At 74.0% G+C, this 14,365-nt stretch carries 11 protein-coding genes and 3 pseudogenes; 7 read left to right on the plus strand and 7 right to left on the minus strand.

Annotation, left to right across the window (positions count from 1 at the left end):
- Positions 1–10 precede the first annotated feature (10 nt).
- The 5 genes from JK356_RS08025 to JK356_RS08045 all read left to right on the plus strand — a co-directional run bounded on the left by JK356_RS08025 (position 11) and on the right by JK356_RS08045 (position 5,290).
- The gene (locus tag JK356_RS08025; protein WP_307815471.1) at positions 11–1,291 is read left to right on the plus strand and encodes a glycosyltransferase family 4 protein; all 1,281 of its coding nucleotides are present in this window, start codon (positions 11–13) and stop codon (positions 1,289–1,291) included.
- The gene (locus JK356_RS08030) at positions 1,288–3,078 is read left to right on the plus strand and encodes a lipopolysaccharide biosynthesis protein (RefSeq protein ID WP_201866885.1); all 1,791 of its coding nucleotides are present in this window, start codon (positions 1,288–1,290) and stop codon (positions 3,076–3,078) included. Before JK356_RS08025 ends, JK356_RS08030 begins: the two co-directional genes overlap by 4 nt.
- A gap of 108 nt (positions 3,079–3,186) precedes the next feature.
- Complete coding sequence (locus JK356_RS08035) at positions 3,187–4,389, plus strand: hypothetical protein (protein ID WP_236670957.1); 1,203 nt, start codon at positions 3,187–3,189, stop codon at positions 4,387–4,389.
- A 33-nt stretch (positions 4,390–4,422) separates the two neighbouring features.
- Positions 4,423–4,872 (plus strand): helix-turn-helix transcriptional regulator, encoded by a 450-nt coding sequence (locus tag JK356_RS08040; protein WP_236670958.1) that lies wholly within the window; start codon positions 4,423–4,425, stop codon positions 4,870–4,872.
- A gap of 10 nt (positions 4,873–4,882) precedes the next feature.
- A complete protein-coding gene (locus JK356_RS08045; RefSeq protein WP_201866887.1) occupies positions 4,883–5,290 on the plus strand; it encodes a VOC family protein in 408 nt (135 codons plus the stop codon).
- Positions 5,291–5,373: 83 nt separating this feature from the next.
- Here the strand turns inward: JK356_RS08045 and JK356_RS21765 are convergent, their stop codons facing one another.
- From JK356_RS21765 to JK356_RS08070, 7 genes and pseudogenes are all read right to left on the minus strand, one after another.
- Positions 5,374–5,688: a hypothetical protein gene (locus JK356_RS21765; RefSeq protein WP_236670959.1), complete on the minus strand. Its 315-nt coding sequence runs from the start codon at positions 5,686–5,688 to the stop codon at positions 5,374–5,376.
- On the minus strand, positions 5,682–5,978 hold the full coding sequence (locus JK356_RS22170) for a serine hydrolase domain-containing protein (RefSeq protein WP_269137111.1): 297 nt from the start codon (positions 5,976–5,978) through the stop codon (positions 5,682–5,684). Before JK356_RS22170 ends, JK356_RS21765 begins: the two co-directional genes overlap by 7 nt.
- 124 nt (positions 5,979–6,102) lie before the next feature.
- Positions 6,103–6,501, minus strand: a pseudogene (locus JK356_RS22175) (serine hydrolase); the annotation flags it as partial.
- Positions 6,502–6,633: 132 nt separating this feature from the next.
- Positions 6,634–7,188 (minus strand): DUF1648 domain-containing protein, encoded by a 555-nt coding sequence (locus JK356_RS08055; RefSeq protein ID WP_201866888.1) that lies wholly within the window; start codon positions 7,186–7,188, stop codon positions 6,634–6,636.
- 146 nt (positions 7,189–7,334) lie between these two features.
- Positions 7,335–7,487 (minus strand): annotated as a pseudogene (locus tag JK356_RS08060) (ATP-dependent endonuclease); the annotation flags it as partial.
- A 962-nt stretch (positions 7,488–8,449) separates the two neighbouring features.
- Positions 8,450–9,346: pseudogene (locus tag JK356_RS08065) on the minus strand (LacI family DNA-binding transcriptional regulator); the annotation flags it as partial.
- Between the two features lie 200 nt (positions 9,347–9,546).
- Positions 9,547–10,170 (minus strand): GNAT family N-acetyltransferase, encoded by a 624-nt coding sequence (locus tag JK356_RS08070; RefSeq protein ID WP_201866889.1) that lies wholly within the window; start codon positions 10,168–10,170, stop codon positions 9,547–9,549.
- Positions 10,171–10,715: 545 nt separating this feature from the next.
- Here JK356_RS08070 and JK356_RS08075 point away from each other — a divergent pair.
- Positions 10,716–10,883, plus strand: coding sequence for a hypothetical protein (locus JK356_RS08075; RefSeq protein ID WP_201866890.1), 168 nt, complete (start codon positions 10,716–10,718; stop codon positions 10,881–10,883).
- Between the two features lie 183 nt (positions 10,884–11,066).
- Positions 11,067–14,300 (plus strand): type 2 lanthipeptide synthetase LanM family protein, encoded by a 3,234-nt coding sequence (locus JK356_RS08080; protein ID WP_201866891.1) that lies wholly within the window; start codon positions 11,067–11,069, stop codon positions 14,298–14,300.
- Positions 14,301–14,365: the final 65 nt, after the last annotated feature.

Raw genomic sequence — 14,365 nt, forward strand, 5'->3', positions numbered from 1 at the left:
GAGTGCCACTGTGAGCGGTGAGCGGCTGCTGCTGGTCTCGACCAACTACGCGCCCGAGCACGCGGGAATCGGCCCCTACGCGACGCAGATCGCCGAGCACTGGGCGCAGGACCGCGGCGCCGAGGTGCACGTCCTGGCGGGCATGCCGCACTACCCGGCCTGGCGCACCGACCCCGCCTACCGCCGCACCTGGCGCACCGTGGACGAACGCGAGGGCGTCCTCATCCACCGCCGCCGCCACGCCGTGCCCGCCCGGCAGAGCGCCGCCCGCCGCGCCCTGTACGAGGCGACCATCCTCGGGCACGGGCTGCTGGCCCCGCCGCGCATCGCACCACCGCACGCCGTGGTGGCGCAGGTGCCCAGCCTCGCCGGCGGGGTGCTGGCGGCCCGCCTGGCCCGCCGCTACGGCGTGCCGTTCGTGCCGGTCATCCAGGACCTCATGGGCGCCGCCGCCGCGCAGAGCGGCATGCGCGGCGGCGGGCGGGCGGCCTCGGCCGCGGCCCGCATCGAGCGGCGTGTGCTGCGCGAGGCCCGCCTCGTCGGCGTCATCCACGACAGCTTCCGCCCCCGGGTGCGGGCGCTGGGCGTGCCCGATGACCGGGTCCGCCTGGTCCCCAACTGGACCCACATCCCCGCCCCGTCCGGGCACGAGCCGGACCGCGCCGCGGTCCGGGCCCGGCTGGGCTGGCGCAGCGGCCAGACCGTCGTGCTGCACGCGGGCACCATGGGCCTCAAGCAGGGCCTGGAGACGGCCATCGCCGCCGCCCGCCTCGCGCCGGAGCTGCGGGTCGTGCTCATGGGCGACGGCAGCCAGCGGCCGCACCTGGCCGCACTCGCCCGGGACGTGCCCAACGCTGAGCTGCTGCCGCCCGTGCCCAACGAGGAGTTCCCCGGCGTGCTGGCCGCCGCCGACATCCTGCTGGTCACCCAGCGCGCCTCCGTGCTGGACATGAGCGTGCCGTCCAAGCTCACCTCCTACTTCGCCGCCGGGCGGCCCGTCCTCGCCGCCGTCGCCGCGGGCGGCGGGACCGCCGAGGAGATCCGCCGCTCGGGCGCCGGGCGCCTGGTGCCGCCCGAGGACCCCGCCGCGCTGGCCGCCGCCGCCCGCGGCCTGGCCGCCGACCCGCGCGCCGCCGCCAGACTCGCCGCGCGCGGCAGGGCGTACGCCCGGGGGAACCTGACCCGCGAAGAGGGCCTCGCCCGCGTCAGCGCCCTGCTCGACGAGGCGCTCGGCGGGCCGCGCGACGGGGCGCACACCCCGGCCGGAGCGGGCGCGGGCGGTGCGCGATGACGGACACCAGCCAGGCGGGACCCACCGGCGGCTACGACGAACCCGACGCGCTGCGCGACCAGTTCCGGCAACTGCTGCGGTACCGGATGCTCATCGTCTGCGGCATCCTGCTGGGCCTGGCCGGCGGCGCCTGGCTCGGGCTGGCCACCGACGACACCTACCGCGCCACCGCCGAGCTGACCGTCCGGCAGCCCACCGCCGACCCGTTCACCGACAGCGGCGCGGTCGACGACATCGCCATGGGCTCCGAGCGCCGCACCGCCGCCAGCGACACGGTCGCCCGGCGCGCCGCCGAGATCCTCGGCGAACCCGGCGCCGCCCGCACCCTGGCCAGCGGGCTGTCCGTCACCAACCCGCCCAACACCCGCGTGCTGCGGTTCTCCTACACGGCGAACGACCCCGGCACCGCCGCCGAGCGCGCCAACGCCTTCGCGCAGGCGTACCTGGACAACCGGCAGGCCGAGGCCGACGAGATCATCGAGGCGTCCGTGGCGTCGCTGCGGGCGCAGCGCGAGCCGCTGCTGACCCGCCGCGAGGAGATCCAGGCCGAGCTGAGCGGCCTCGCCGAGGGCAGCGCCGCCTACGACAGCGCGCTCGCCGACCTGTCCACCGTCACCGGGCACATCTCCGAGATCAACGCCAGCATCGCCAGCCTGACCGCGCTCGACACCACCGGCGGCCGCGTCATCACCGAGGCGCTGCCGCCCGCCAGCCCTTCCGGACCCGGGCTGCCGCTGCTGCTGGGCCTGGGCTACGTCGTCGGCATCGCGCTCGGCCTGCTCGCCGCCTGGGTGCGTCTGGTCTTCGACCCCACGGTCCGCACCCCGGGCGACGTCACCCGCGCGCTGCGCGCGCCCGTGCTCGGCGTGCTGCCCCGCACCGGGCGCGGCCAGCCGGGGCAGCTGCTGGCGGAGGGGCGGCTGGCCGAGGAGTACCGCTCGGTGGCGTTCCGCCTCGCCTACGACGAGGGGTTCGCGCGCCGCCGCAAGCTGCTGGTCGTCGCGCCGCGCGGCTCCATCGAGACGCCGCTGGCCGCCGCTGTCAACCTCACCGCCGCGTTCGCCGAGATGGGCAAGGACGCCCTGCTGGTCGAGGCCGACCTGCGCACCCCCAGCCTCAGCGACCAGCTCCGCCACGCCGACGGCGTCCGCCCGCCGGCGTGGGCGGCCGGGGGCCCGGGCGGCCACGCCGGCGGCTGGCCCGGCACCCCGGTGCCCATCGACGCGGGGGACTCCGGCACGTTCGATCTGGTGCCGGGGCGGCGCGTGCGGAACGTGCCGCGCGCCCTGACCTCGCCGGCGGCCACGGAGCTGATCAACCACGCCGAGGCCAGGAACGCCGTCGTCGTCGTCCTCGCCCCCGCCGTGCTGTCCTACGCCGACGCCATCGCGCTGACCGACCGGGTGGACGGCGTGCTGGTGGTCTGCGACCCGAGCCAGGTGCGGCGGGAGGACCTCGCCCGTATAAGGGAACTGGTCGTGGGCGCCGGCGGTGTGCTCCTCGGTGCCGTGCTGCACTCGTGGGGCGGCGGCACCGGCCGGGACCGCTGGGACGGGCCGGACGGCACTGACGGCGGCGATGGCGCTGACGGTGCCGGCGGGGCCGGCGGCGGTCACCGGGACGGCGCCGGTGACGCCGGGCAGCGGCCGGCCGTGCCGCCCCAGGCGCGGCGCAGCCGCCCGGCGGCCCTGCCCCCGGCGGACCGTCAGGACGCCGCCGGACAGGACACGCTGGGCCTGCGCATCCTTGACCCCTCCGAGCTGGATGACCGCCGGCCGCCCCGGTAGCCGCCCGCCGCCTCACCTGTTCCCTTCTGCCGTTCCGTCTGATCTCATCTGTGCACATCCACAACTGGACCAGTCCGCTCCGCTTCCTCTGACGGTGACAAGCACCCCGTGATACGACCCCCTTCGCACGTCCTCACCTCCGCCGCCGACCAGGGCGCCGCCGCCCTCACCAACATCGCGGTCGTCGTGGTCACCGCCCGCCAGGTCCCGGCGGGCGACTTCGCCTCGTTCGCCATCGCCTACGCCGTCTTCACGCTGCTGCTCGGCGCGTTCACCGCGTTCATCGGGCAGGCGCTGGTGCTGCGCGGCGGCCCCGGCGACGAGCCGCGCCGCCACTGCCGCGCCGCCGCTGTCTTCACCCTCGCCGCGTCGGCCGCCGCCGGGGTGCTGCTGGCCGCCACCGCCCCGCTGTCCGCGGCCACCGGCGCGCTCGGCGCGGTGCTGCCGGTGCTGCTGACCCAGGACGGGCTGCGCTACGCCTTCTCGCTGCTGCGCCGCCCCGGGCTGGCCCTCGCCACCGACACGCTGCGGCTGGCCGTGACCGTGCCGGTGCTCGCCGCCCAGCCCGCGGGCGCGGGTCCGGGGCGCATGGTGCTCGCGTGGGGCCTGTCGGCGCTGCCCGCGCTGCTGCTGGGCGCCGCGCTGCTCGCGTACGCCACGCGCGGCGCGGGCGCCGGCGCGTGGCGGCCGGACACCCGCACCTACCTGGCGCGGCGCTACCTCGGGCGCCGCTTCCTCGCCGAGTTCGGCGTCGGCAACGCCGCCTCGCAGACGGCCATCATCGGTGTCGGCGTGCTGGGCAGCTCCCTGGCCGTGGGCGCGCTGCGCGGCGCCACGACGCTGTTCGGGCCGGTGGGCGTGCTGTTCAACGCCGTCACCGGCTTCGGGCCGCCGCAGCTGGCCGCCGTGCCGGGCGCTGCCCGCAAGGCGCGCGCCGCCGCCATGACGGGCCTGGCGCTCGCCGCGCTCGCCGCCTGCTGGGCGCTGCTGCTGTCCCTGCTGCCCGATGCCGCCGGGCGGGAGGTGCTCGGCGAGACCTGGGGCCACGCCGCCGAGCTGCTCCCGGCCACCGGCACCCAGTACGCGGCGATGGCGCTGGGCACCTGCGGGCTGCTGGCGCTGCGCGTGCTGTGCCCGCGCGCGACGCTGGGCGTGCAGGTGGTGTTCTCCGTGCTGTCGGTGGCCCTGCTGCTGGGCGGCTACGCGCTCGGCGGCGTCACCGGCGCGGCCTGGGGCCTGGCGCTGGGCTCGGCGGCCAAGGCCGCGGCGGCCTGGGCGCGCGTCACGTTCGAGGTGCGGGTCTCCCGCTGACGGGGCCCGTTGTCAGTGGCCCGTGGCACCCTCATGGACGTGACCAGCCAGCCCAAGGCCCAGCAGCGCTTGCGTGACCTGGCGCTGCTGCGCCGCGTCCGTGACCGGATAGACCGGGAGTACGCCCGGCCGCTGGACGTGGCGGCCCTCGCCCGCGGCGTGCACATGTCGGCCGGGCACCTCAGCCGCCAGTTCCGCCTCGCCTACGGCGAGTCACCGTACGCGTACCTCATGACGCGGCGCATCGAGCGCGCCATGGCGCTGCTGCGCCGTGGTGACATGAGCGTGACCGAGGTGTGTTTCGCCGTCGGCTGCTCCTCGCTCGGCACGTTCAGCACGCGTTTCACGGAGCTGGTCGGCGTACCGCCCAGCGTCTACCGGCAGCGGGAGGCGGGCGCGGTGGCGGGCATGCCGCCGTGCGTGGCGAAGCAGGTGACGCGGCCGGTCAGGAACCGAGCAGCGCGGTCCGGGGCCCGCGCCTAGCGTGAGGGCCATGGACATCACCATTCACTCCAGTTTCCTGCCGCAGGACGATCCTGAGGCGGCGCTGGCGTTCTACCGCGACGCCCTCGGCTTCGACGTGCGCAACGACGTCGGGTACCAGGGGATGCGCTGGATCACCGTCGGCCCTCCCGGCCAGCCCGACACCTCGGTCGTGCTGTACCCGCCCGAAGCGACCCCGGGCCTGACCGAGGCCGAGCGCCGCACCATCGCCGAGATGATGGCCAAGGGCACCTTCGGCTCCCTGGTGCTGGCCACGGCGGACCTCGACGGCACCTTCGAGCGGCTCCAGGCCCTGGCCGAGGTCGTGCAGGAGCCGGCCGACCAGCCGTACGGGGTGCGCGACTGCGCCGTCCGCGACCCCGCGGGCAACCTGATCCGCATCCAGGAGCGGCGCTGACGCCGCGCCGCCCGCCCCGGCATGCGGACGCCGCCGCCCGTTCGCGCGGGGGACTCACACGGGCGGCGGCGGGTCGCGGGGGGCTACCGGCGGGCGAGCTGCGGTGGCAGGTCGTCCTCCGGCGCCGGGACGAACCGGGCGGTGACGGCGGGCCCTTCGCCGCAGAACGCCGCCTCAAGCGTCTCGCCCGGTTCGGTGTTGACGGTGCCGTTGTGAGAGGCGTTGGCCATGGCCGACAGGCTCTGGCTGCCGTCCTCGGTGGTGAAGGCGTACGTGTAGTAGCCCTGCATCGTGCCGGTGTGGCCGTAGACCGACTCGCCGCACGACAGGTCGTACCGCCGCAGGCCGACGCCGTAGAAGCGGGTGCCGCTGTCGTCCGCCGGCCGCATGTTCAGCATGCGCCCGCCGACTGGGCCCAGGAGGCGGTCTGCTCGGTCGAGTCGACCAGCGGCTCCCCGGCCTCGTCCGGCGTCAGGTGGCCGTTGATGTGGTTGCCCGGGATCTCCCGGTCCGGGTGCACGCAGACGGTGCCGGTGAGCCCCAGCGGCTCGATGATGCGCTCCTGGTACGCCTCGGCCAGCGACTGTCCCGACAGGTGCTCGACGAGCATCCCGGCGACCACGTCGTTGGCGTTCGAGTACGCGTAGCCGGACCCGGGCTCGATGGTCAGCGGGTGGCTGGCCGACATGCCGGCCAGCTCCTGAAGCGAGTACCTCGTCCCGCGTGGCCTCGAAGCCCGGCACGGTCTGGGCGAACATGCCGTTGCTGTAGTCGTACAGCCCGCTGCGGTGGCGCAGCACCTGGCCGATGGTGAGGGAGTCGTCGGGCAGCAGGTCCGGGATGTGCGCGTTGACGGAGTCGCCCAGCCGGGCCTTGCCCTCGCCGATGAGCTGGAGCAGCACCACGGCGGTGAATGTCTTGGTGACGCTGCCGACGCGGAAGCGCGCGTCCGGGTCCATCGCCTGGCCGGTGCCCAGCTCACGCTCGCCCGCCGTCGCGGTGAACGAGCCGTCCGGTCCGTCCACCCGCGCCATGGCCCCGGGCGCCCCCGCCGCCACGGCCTCGGCCAGCGCGGCCTCGACCGCTTCCCGGTCAGGCGCGGTGGTGGCCGCGGGCAGCGCTGGCGCCGCGAACGCGGGCTGTGCCAGAAAGGCGGAGCACAGCGCGGCACTCGCCACAAAGGTGACGCGCCCCGTGGTACGGAAACCCATACTTTTCCTCGGTGTTGGGGGAAGGCCACCACCGTAGCGCCGCGCCGCGGCGATCCCGGCCTCCGCGCGCCAGGCTTCCGGGACAGGAAAACGGGCAGCACCTCGCCCCCAGGGACGCGGGGGAAACGGGTCCTAGGCGGTGCGGCGGCTCCTCCGGGCCGAGGCGTCGCGCCACCAGGCGACGCCGACCGGCACCAGGGAGGCCAGGAACAGCACCAGCATGGCGGCGTTAGCCCACCACGGCACCTCGGCGGTCCGCTCCGTGCGCAGCTGCACCCACAGCGGCGGCAGGAACCCCGCGCCCAGCAGCGCGTTCATCGTCAGCAGGGCCCGGGCCATGCGCTGGGCCGCGGCGGCGGTCGCGGGCCGGTTGGACATGGTGGCCGCGGCCCGCTGCCACGGGTTGTCCTGCGGGGGGAGCTCGTCGAGCGGTGTCACCCGCGCCATCGCGACGGCGCCGGCCACGACGAGAACCGTCACGACGGCGTAGATGCCGACGGGCAGGAACACGGCCGGCACGGACTTGGCGGTCCACGCGTCCACGCCGCCGGGGCCGATGTGCCGGGGGACCTCATCGGGCAGGCTGGGGTAGCGCACGACTGCCCAGACGGTCATTCCGCCGAGCAGCAGCAGGCTCGGCACCAGCCACGCCCACGGGAACGCCCGCCGTTCTGGTCCGCTGGCCACGCCGCCCACTCCCCTTCGTCCCGCTCGCACGTCCGTTCGCCGTCGTCCCCTCCACCTTAGGTGTCCGTGCCCCGGGCCAGACGGCGCCTGCGAAGCTGAACCGGTCTTGATAACGTGCCGCTGCTTGCAGACTGCGACGGGCTCCGGGCCAGCGCCCCGACCGCCGCCGCGTCGCTCGGGCCCTCCAGCAGGACCACCGTGTGCACGGGCAGCCGCGCCGCCAGCGCCCGCGCGGGGGCGCCGGAGCCACCGGCCGCCCAGGCGGCGACCGCCTCGCGGAACGACGCCATGTCCGTCATGCACGGCAGCCTGGACGCTGCCCGAGCGCGCGGGCACGGCTGTTTCCGCCGTGCCGGGGAGTTTCCCCCGCCCTGCCCGCCCCCGGGCTCTCGCCGAAGGCGGTTCCAGCGCCGCCATGATCCGGGGCGGGGTCCTGGTGCCCGCACGACAGGCGCGTGTGCGTGTGCGAACGCGTCAGACGGCGCGGCCCCGCCGGATCTGAGTACGTGTACTCAGGCGCCGGGACACCGGCCGTGGCAGCGTGGGGCTCATGAGACGAGGGGGAGGACGTGGCGGCGGACCGCCGTCGGTGGAGACACGCGTGCGGGCCGCCCTGGGCGCGCTGCGCGGCAGCTACCCCGAGCGCGCCCGGGCGGCGCGCCGCGTGCTGGTGGCGGCGGGCATGGCGCCCGGTGAGGCGCGGGCGGCGGTGCGGCAGCGGATCGGCCGCCCCAGCGGCGTACCGCAGACCTATCCGACACTCGGCACGCGCGGCCGCCCGCTGTCGCCGATGCTGCGCGTGCGCTACGAACTGGCGGGCGGCATCGACGACATGACGTGGCGCTTTCCCTCGCCCGCCCGCCTGGCGCGGCTGCACCGGTCGCCGTCGCTGCGCGCTGCCTACCTGGCGCAGGCCGAGAGCTGGCAGGGCTCGGCGCCGATGCGGTTCGTGCCCGGGCGGCTGTCGGTGCTCGCCGAGGCCACCGTCCACGGGCGCGACATCGCCTACCTGGTGTGGCGGGACGAGGCGGCGGAGCCGGAGGTGTGGGCCTATGTGGGCCGCCGGGAGCACCGCTACCGGGACCTCGCCGCGTTCCTCGACGGGCTGCGGACCGGCCTGAACGGAACCCCGGAACCACCGAACTGACCGCCGTCCCGCCAGCGGCGCGTGCTGGTCAGCCGCGCGCCACGGCGATGGAGCCGTCGCGGTGGTCGCGGTCACGGGCATGGGGTGGTCCTCCTGACGGGCCGTGCGGGGTGCGGCGGGCGGCGGGCCGGCGGTGTGGCCGGGGCGGAAGGCGCAGGCGACGAGCCGTTGGGCGTCCTCGCCGCCGTCGAGCAGGGTGGTCAGCAGCCGGACGGCGGCGGCGCCCAGTTCGGTGCGCGGGATGTCGAAGCCGGTGGGGCCGGGCTCGTGGGCCAGGTCGGCCGGCGGTGAGCCGAGGAGGGCGAGCGAGAGGTCGCCGGGGGCGGTGAGCCCGGCCGTCCGGACCGCCGCGCGCAGGGCGCGCCAGGCGTCGCCGGTGTCGGTCTCCTCGGCGGCGAACGCGGTGACGCCCTCGGCCAGTTGCGCCCGCACCCAGCCGGCGGTGAGGTCGGCGGCGGGCGCGGCGGTGCGCACCACGGTGCCGGCCGTGCCGGGGGAGGCGGCGAGCCCTTGTTCGAAGCCGGGCTGCCGGTCGGTGGAGGCGGGCGCGTCGTCGTCCTCCCGGACCAGCACGATGCGGCGGTGGCCGAGCCCGGCGAGGTGGCGCACGACCTCGGCGCTGGCGGCCACGTAGTCGGCGCCGACCCACGGCAGGCCCTCCGGCTCGTTGCGGCGGCCCAGGTGCACCAGCGGGAAGCCGTCGTCCACCAGGCGCCGCAGGCCGGCGGCGGGCACGTGGCGGCCCAGCAGCAGGCAGCCGTCGGCCAGCCGCACCCGGTCCAGGGCGCCGGGGGCGTCCGCCTGGGCGCCGCCGGGGCTGGAGCCGGTGAACAGCACCAGGTCGTAGCCGCGGGCGGCGGCCTCCTGCTCGACGCCGACGAGGAAGCGGCAGTAGGAGTGCTCGACGGCGGTGGGGAAGGTGGCGGTGAAGCTGAAGACGCCCAGCAGGTTGTTGCGGGCGGCGGTCAGCCGCCGGGCGGCCGGGTCGGGCACGTAGCCGAGGGTGCGGGCCTGCGCTGAGTGAACTAATGCGGATTACCGAGCACTCTGCGCCCGCCGTGCGCGCCGCGTCATGGGGTGGCGGCGGACAGATGTGCCGCGCGACGGGAACGGGCCGGGAGGCGGAGGTGCGGCTCCGTGCTCCCGGCCCGTTCGCCCCTGTTCCCCGCTGTGTCCTGTCGCGCGCGGTCCGGTGGCCCGGCGGCGGCCCGTCAGTCCCCGGGCGCGGCCGCGGTGGCGCGTCCCATGCGGGTGACCGGCCCGGCCTCCGGCGGCGTCAGGTCCGTGAAGCCCAGGCGTGTGAAGAAGGCGCGGGCCTGGGTGTTGGACGTCGCCACGGTGAGATGGACCGCGGGCGCCCCGCGCTCCCGCAGGGCCCGCAGCAGGGTGTGCACCAGCGCGCTGCCGTAGCCGCGCCCCTGCCACTGGGGGGCCAGCTTGACGTGCAGGTGCGCCGGATAGTCGCTGGCTTCGGGGATGAGCATCAGCTCGGGGTGGTGCAGCCGCTTGAGGACCGCCTCGTCCGGAGTGGCCGGCGCCCCGGGCGGTTCCGGGAAGCGGGCGGCGACCCGGGGGAGCCAGCGGGTGCGGTAGGCCGTGACGAACTCCTGGGTGTCCGCCGTCGCGAGCAGGTAGCCGACCGCGGTGCCGTGGCCGTCGTCCACCACGAAGGCCAGCTCGGGTTCCAGGTCGAGGTAGGGGGCGGCTGTGAAGATGGCGGGGTCCGCCCAGACCGGCCGGCGGTCCGGGTCGCGCTGTGCGGCTGGAACGCACAGGTCATACAGGGCGTTTCGGTCCTCGGGGCGGTAGGGGCGTATGACGGAGGGCTCGGTCACCTCAGCATGCTCGCCCGGTGGGAGCGCTCCGGCAAGGGGCGTGAGGGGCCGGGCGGCGTCCGGCCGCGCGCGGGACGGCCCTGAAAGATTTCCGGGCCCGAACCCGTACCGTCGCCGTCTGTCCGCGACGGTCCGTTGCTGGTCGGACGCCGTGCCGGCTTCTCAGATCACGCACTGGCATAAGGTGCCGTATTTTCGGTTCGCTGCTCCCGCCCGGCCGCTTGCGCGGAGTGAGGGTCGAAATCAAGCCAAAAGATCGCCCTTCGTTACCTTCCTGTTAACGGAAGGAGGCGGTCCGATTCGCCGGGACACCAGTACTCATCGCTCTGCGCCCGGATCACACCTGCTGCGGCGGAAACGGCCGTAGTCTTACTGGCGGGTCAGTTGGGTGGGGTTCACAGCGTTGACCCGAAGGGGTGTGCGACGTAGCTTCATTTGTGCGGAGTTGCGGGTCAGTGAAGTCTTGGTTTGTTCCGGATAACGCTGCCCAAAAACTTCGTGTACCGCTCAAGCAAGTCCCGTGTGTGACACCAAGGAGGAAAACAATGACCGCTGCTGTGCTCGAGCGCGAGGAAACCGTCGTCGACCCCGCCGGTGAGGGCTTCGGTGAGCTGTCCCTCGAGGAGCTGCGCCAGGACCGCAAGGTCTACAACAGCGAGGGCTGGCTGTGCACCATCACCATGGAGACCGGCACCCTGATTTGCGCCTGCTGAGTTCACCACTGAACGGGAAATGACCGTCCCGGCAGTGTGAAACAGCCGAATGAGCGTGGGTCGGATCGTCCGTCCCACGCTCATTCTTTGCCTGCATAGCAGGCCTGACCGCGGCCGTGCAGGAAAGCCGGACGAGCGAGTGCCGCTGACCAACAAAACCCCGCCCGGACAGAGGAGCGTCGAATGCCAGGTGCGAACGAGCCGACGACACTGTGTTTTTCGCGGACCGAATATGCCTCCTATCTGCACGAGCGGGTGCCGCGGCGCTCCTCGTCCGGTCTGACCGCTGAGGCAGCCGAACGCCTGGCGGCCTGGCGCGGTTCCGCGTACCTGTCCGAGGAAAAGTTCGCGCAGCGGCTGCGGCAGACCGGCTACAAGCCGGAGGAGTTCGCCGACCTTCTCGGCGACGGCGATTTCTCGGCCGCACCCGAGGCGACGCAGTGGGCGGAGGAACTGGCCCGCCTCCTCAGCCGGTCCCGGCCATCCGAACCGCTGGGCGTGACGGCCAAGCTCTACGGCGTGCGTTTCGACCGGCTGCTCTTCGCCTCGCTGCTGGAGCCGCTGCTCGACGGCTACGCGGAAGGGCTGCGCGAGCGGGCCGAGGCCGATCCCGTGATCGCCGCCTCCGGAATTCCGCTTTCCCTGCTGCGGGAAGGACTGCTGGAGGCGCTCGCCGACCGGCTGCTCGAAGTATGCGGGCGCACGCTCATTCTTGAGGTGAACGTCGCCCGCGCCGACGGCCGGCTGACCGGTGACGACCCGGAAGCCCGTTACGAATGCTACGACAAAACACTCCTGCGCGACCCGGAATACCTGGAACGGCTCTTCACCCAGTACCCGGTGCTCGGGCGCTGCCTGGTGGAATGCGGGCGCGCCTGGCAGGACTACGCCCTGGAACTGCTGCGGCGGCTGGCACAGGACGCCGGCGTGCTCCGCGACAGCGGCCTGCTGCGGTGCCCGCTCACCGGACTGACCGGCATCACCGCCAATCTCGGTGACGCCCACGCGCACGGGCGCACCGTCGCCCGGCTGCTCTTCCGGGACGGCAGCACGCTGATCTACAAGCCCCGGCCGGTGCGGGCGGAGCAGGCATACGCCGAGGTCGCGGCCCAGGCCCGGCGGCTCGGCGCGCCCTGCGCCCGCGCCGGAGCGGTCCTGGCCCGCGACGGCTACGGCTGGTGCGAGTTCATCGCCAGGCAGCCCTGCGAGTCCGCCGACGACATCGCGGACTTCTACCGCAAAGCCGGGGGAACGCTCGCCGTGATGCTGCTCCTGGGCGCCAGCGACATGCACATGGAGAACATGATTCCGGCGGGCACGGATCTCGTTCCCATCGACCTGGAAACCCTCCTCCAGCCGCACGCCCTCACCGTGGACTCGCGGACCGCCAACGAGCGGGCCATGGACATCCTCGACGTCAGCGTCCTGGCCATCGGAATGCTGCCCTCCCGGGTTTTCGGAAAGGCACACGGAAAGGGCGTCGACGTCAGCGCGCTCGGCGGCGGAACCCTCCAGGAAGCTCCGGCGAAGGTGCCGCGGGTCCTCGACCCGTTCACGGACATTATGCGCATCGCTCCGGTCACCGGAATGATGCAGCCCGCCGGAAACCGCCCCTTCACACGGGAACGCGAATACGGGCCGCAGCAGTACACATCGGCGATCATGGACGGTTTCCGGGAGGCCTACTGGACCATCGCCGCGCACCGGGAGACATTCGCCGCTGTCCTCAAGACCTTCGCGGACCACCCGGTGCGGTATCTCGCGCGCCCCACCCGCCGGTACAACCTCTTCCTGACCGAGAGCTACCACCCCAAGTACCTCCGCGACGGCCGCGACCGGGACTGCCTGCTGGAAAAGCTGTGGACGGTCATCGAAGGGCGGGAGGACATGATTCCGCTCATCGATTCCGAACGCGTGCAGCTGCTGCGCGGAGACATACCGGTGTTCCACAGCAAACCGGGCTCCACCGACCTGTTCACCGGCGATGAACTCGTGGCCACCGGATTCTTCCGGGGCACAAGCCTCGACGCCCTGCTGGGCCGCCTGGAACTCTACGGAGAACAGCACTACGAAGCGCAGCAGCGCATCGTCTCCGACACCCTCGGCGCCTACCGCGCCCAGCAGTCCGACTGGCGGGGCAGCAAACCCGCCGAAGGACAGGACATACCCGAGCTGGCCGAGGACAGGCTGCTCGCGCTCAACCGGGACTTCATGGACGGCCTCGCCAGCACGGCCATACTCGGATCCGACCACGATTGCAGCTGGATCGGAATCCGGGTCAACGCGCTCGAGGAAAACGTCTTCGACTACCGCGCCATGGGCACCACCGTCTACGACGGCCTGGGCGGAATGGCCCTGGCATTCGCCGAAGCCGCCGCGGTCCACGGCAGCGATACCTACCTTGAGATGGCCGAGCGCTGCGCGACACCCGTGATCCGCCACCTGGAGGACGTGGCACGCCACGAACTCAACCAGGCGGTCGGCGCCTACAGCGGACTTTCCGGTTCTCTTTACGTCCTGGACCGCCTCGCCGCCATTACCGGCGACTCCCGCTATCACGACCACCTGTGGGATGCGGTGCCGTCCGTCCTGCGCTCCGCCAAGGCCGAGAGCTATAACGAGCTTGTGACAGGATTGGCCGGCTGCATGGCCGTCGCCGCCGGTTTGCACCGCCGCCACCCCCACGACTCCCTGCGTGAGGTGATGGCCGTCTGCGCGGAGCGGCTCGCCGAGCGCGCCGAATGGCGCGATGACACCGCCCGGTGGCCCATTGAAGCGGGACGCACCAGCCTCACCGGCTTCTCCCACGGCGCCTCCGGCATCGCCTGGGCCTTCCTGGAGGCCGCCGACGTGCTCGGTGACGACGGGCTCCGCCGCTACGCGCGCGGCGCGTTCGCCTTCGAACGCGCCCACTTCCTGCCGGACAAGGGCACGTGGGAGGACCTGCGCGACGACGAGGCGGCGGGCAGCGCCGCCCGGCGGCTGATGGCGCGCTGGTGCCACGGCGCGGGTGGCATCGGCATCGCCCGGCTGCTGGCGATGCCCCACCTGTCCGACGACCCCCGGATCGCCGACGAGGCCCGCATCGCGCTGCGCGCCACGGAGCGGCGCGGCTTCGGCGACTCACACTCCCTGTGCCACGGCGACTTCGGCAACCTGGAGCTGTACAGCCTCGCCGCCCGCGTGCTGCCCGGCGACGAGGCCGCGCACTGGCGCCAGGTCCGCGACGAGCGGGCCCGCGCGGCGGTCGCCACGCTGACCGAACGCGGCCCCATCTGCGGCGTGGCGCCGGGCGTGGGCTCGTCCGGCCTGATGCTGGGCGTCGCGGGCATCGCCCTGGGGCTGCTGCGGCTGGCCCGCCCCGACGAGGTCCCGCCGGTGCTGTGGCCCGCGCAGCGGGCAACGTGGCGCGAATGAAGCGTCGGGATTCTCTGCCTGTGTATAGGTAGAGGCTCGGTTCACCCGCGCCACATCCACCCCCA

The sequence above is a fragment of the Streptomyces sp. 7-21 genome (assembly GCF_016741785.1).
In the GTDB taxonomy this organism is placed as follows: Bacteria; Actinomycetota; Actinomycetes; order Streptomycetales; family Streptomycetaceae; genus Streptomyces.

Excerpts from the sequence above, each read along its gene's own strand:
- JK356_RS08040 (WP_236670958.1), top strand. The coding sequence starts at position 4,423 with ATGGACGTGACCAGCCAGCCCAAGGCCCAGCAGCGCTTGCGTGACCTG.
- JK356_RS08075 (WP_201866890.1), top strand. The coding sequence starts at position 10,716 with ATGACCGCTGCTGTGCTCGAGCGCGAGGAAACCGTCGTCGACCCCGCC.
- JK356_RS08045 (WP_201866887.1), top strand. The coding sequence starts at position 4,883 with ATGGACATCACCATTCACTCCAGTTTCCTGCCGCAGGACGATCCTGAG.
- JK356_RS08080 (WP_201866891.1), top strand. The coding sequence starts at position 11,067 with ATGCCAGGTGCGAACGAGCCGACGACACTGTGTTTTTCGCGGACCGAA.
- JK356_RS08030 (WP_201866885.1), top strand. The coding sequence starts at position 1,288 with ATGACGGACACCAGCCAGGCGGGACCCACCGGCGGCTACGACGAACCC.
- JK356_RS21765 (WP_236670959.1), bottom strand. The coding sequence starts at position 5,688 with ATGCTGAACATGCGGCCGGCGGACGACAGCGGCACCCGCTTCTACGGC.
- JK356_RS22170 (WP_269137111.1), bottom strand. The coding sequence starts at position 5,978 with ATGTCGGCCAGCCACCCGCTGACCATCGAGCCCGGGTCCGGCTACGCG.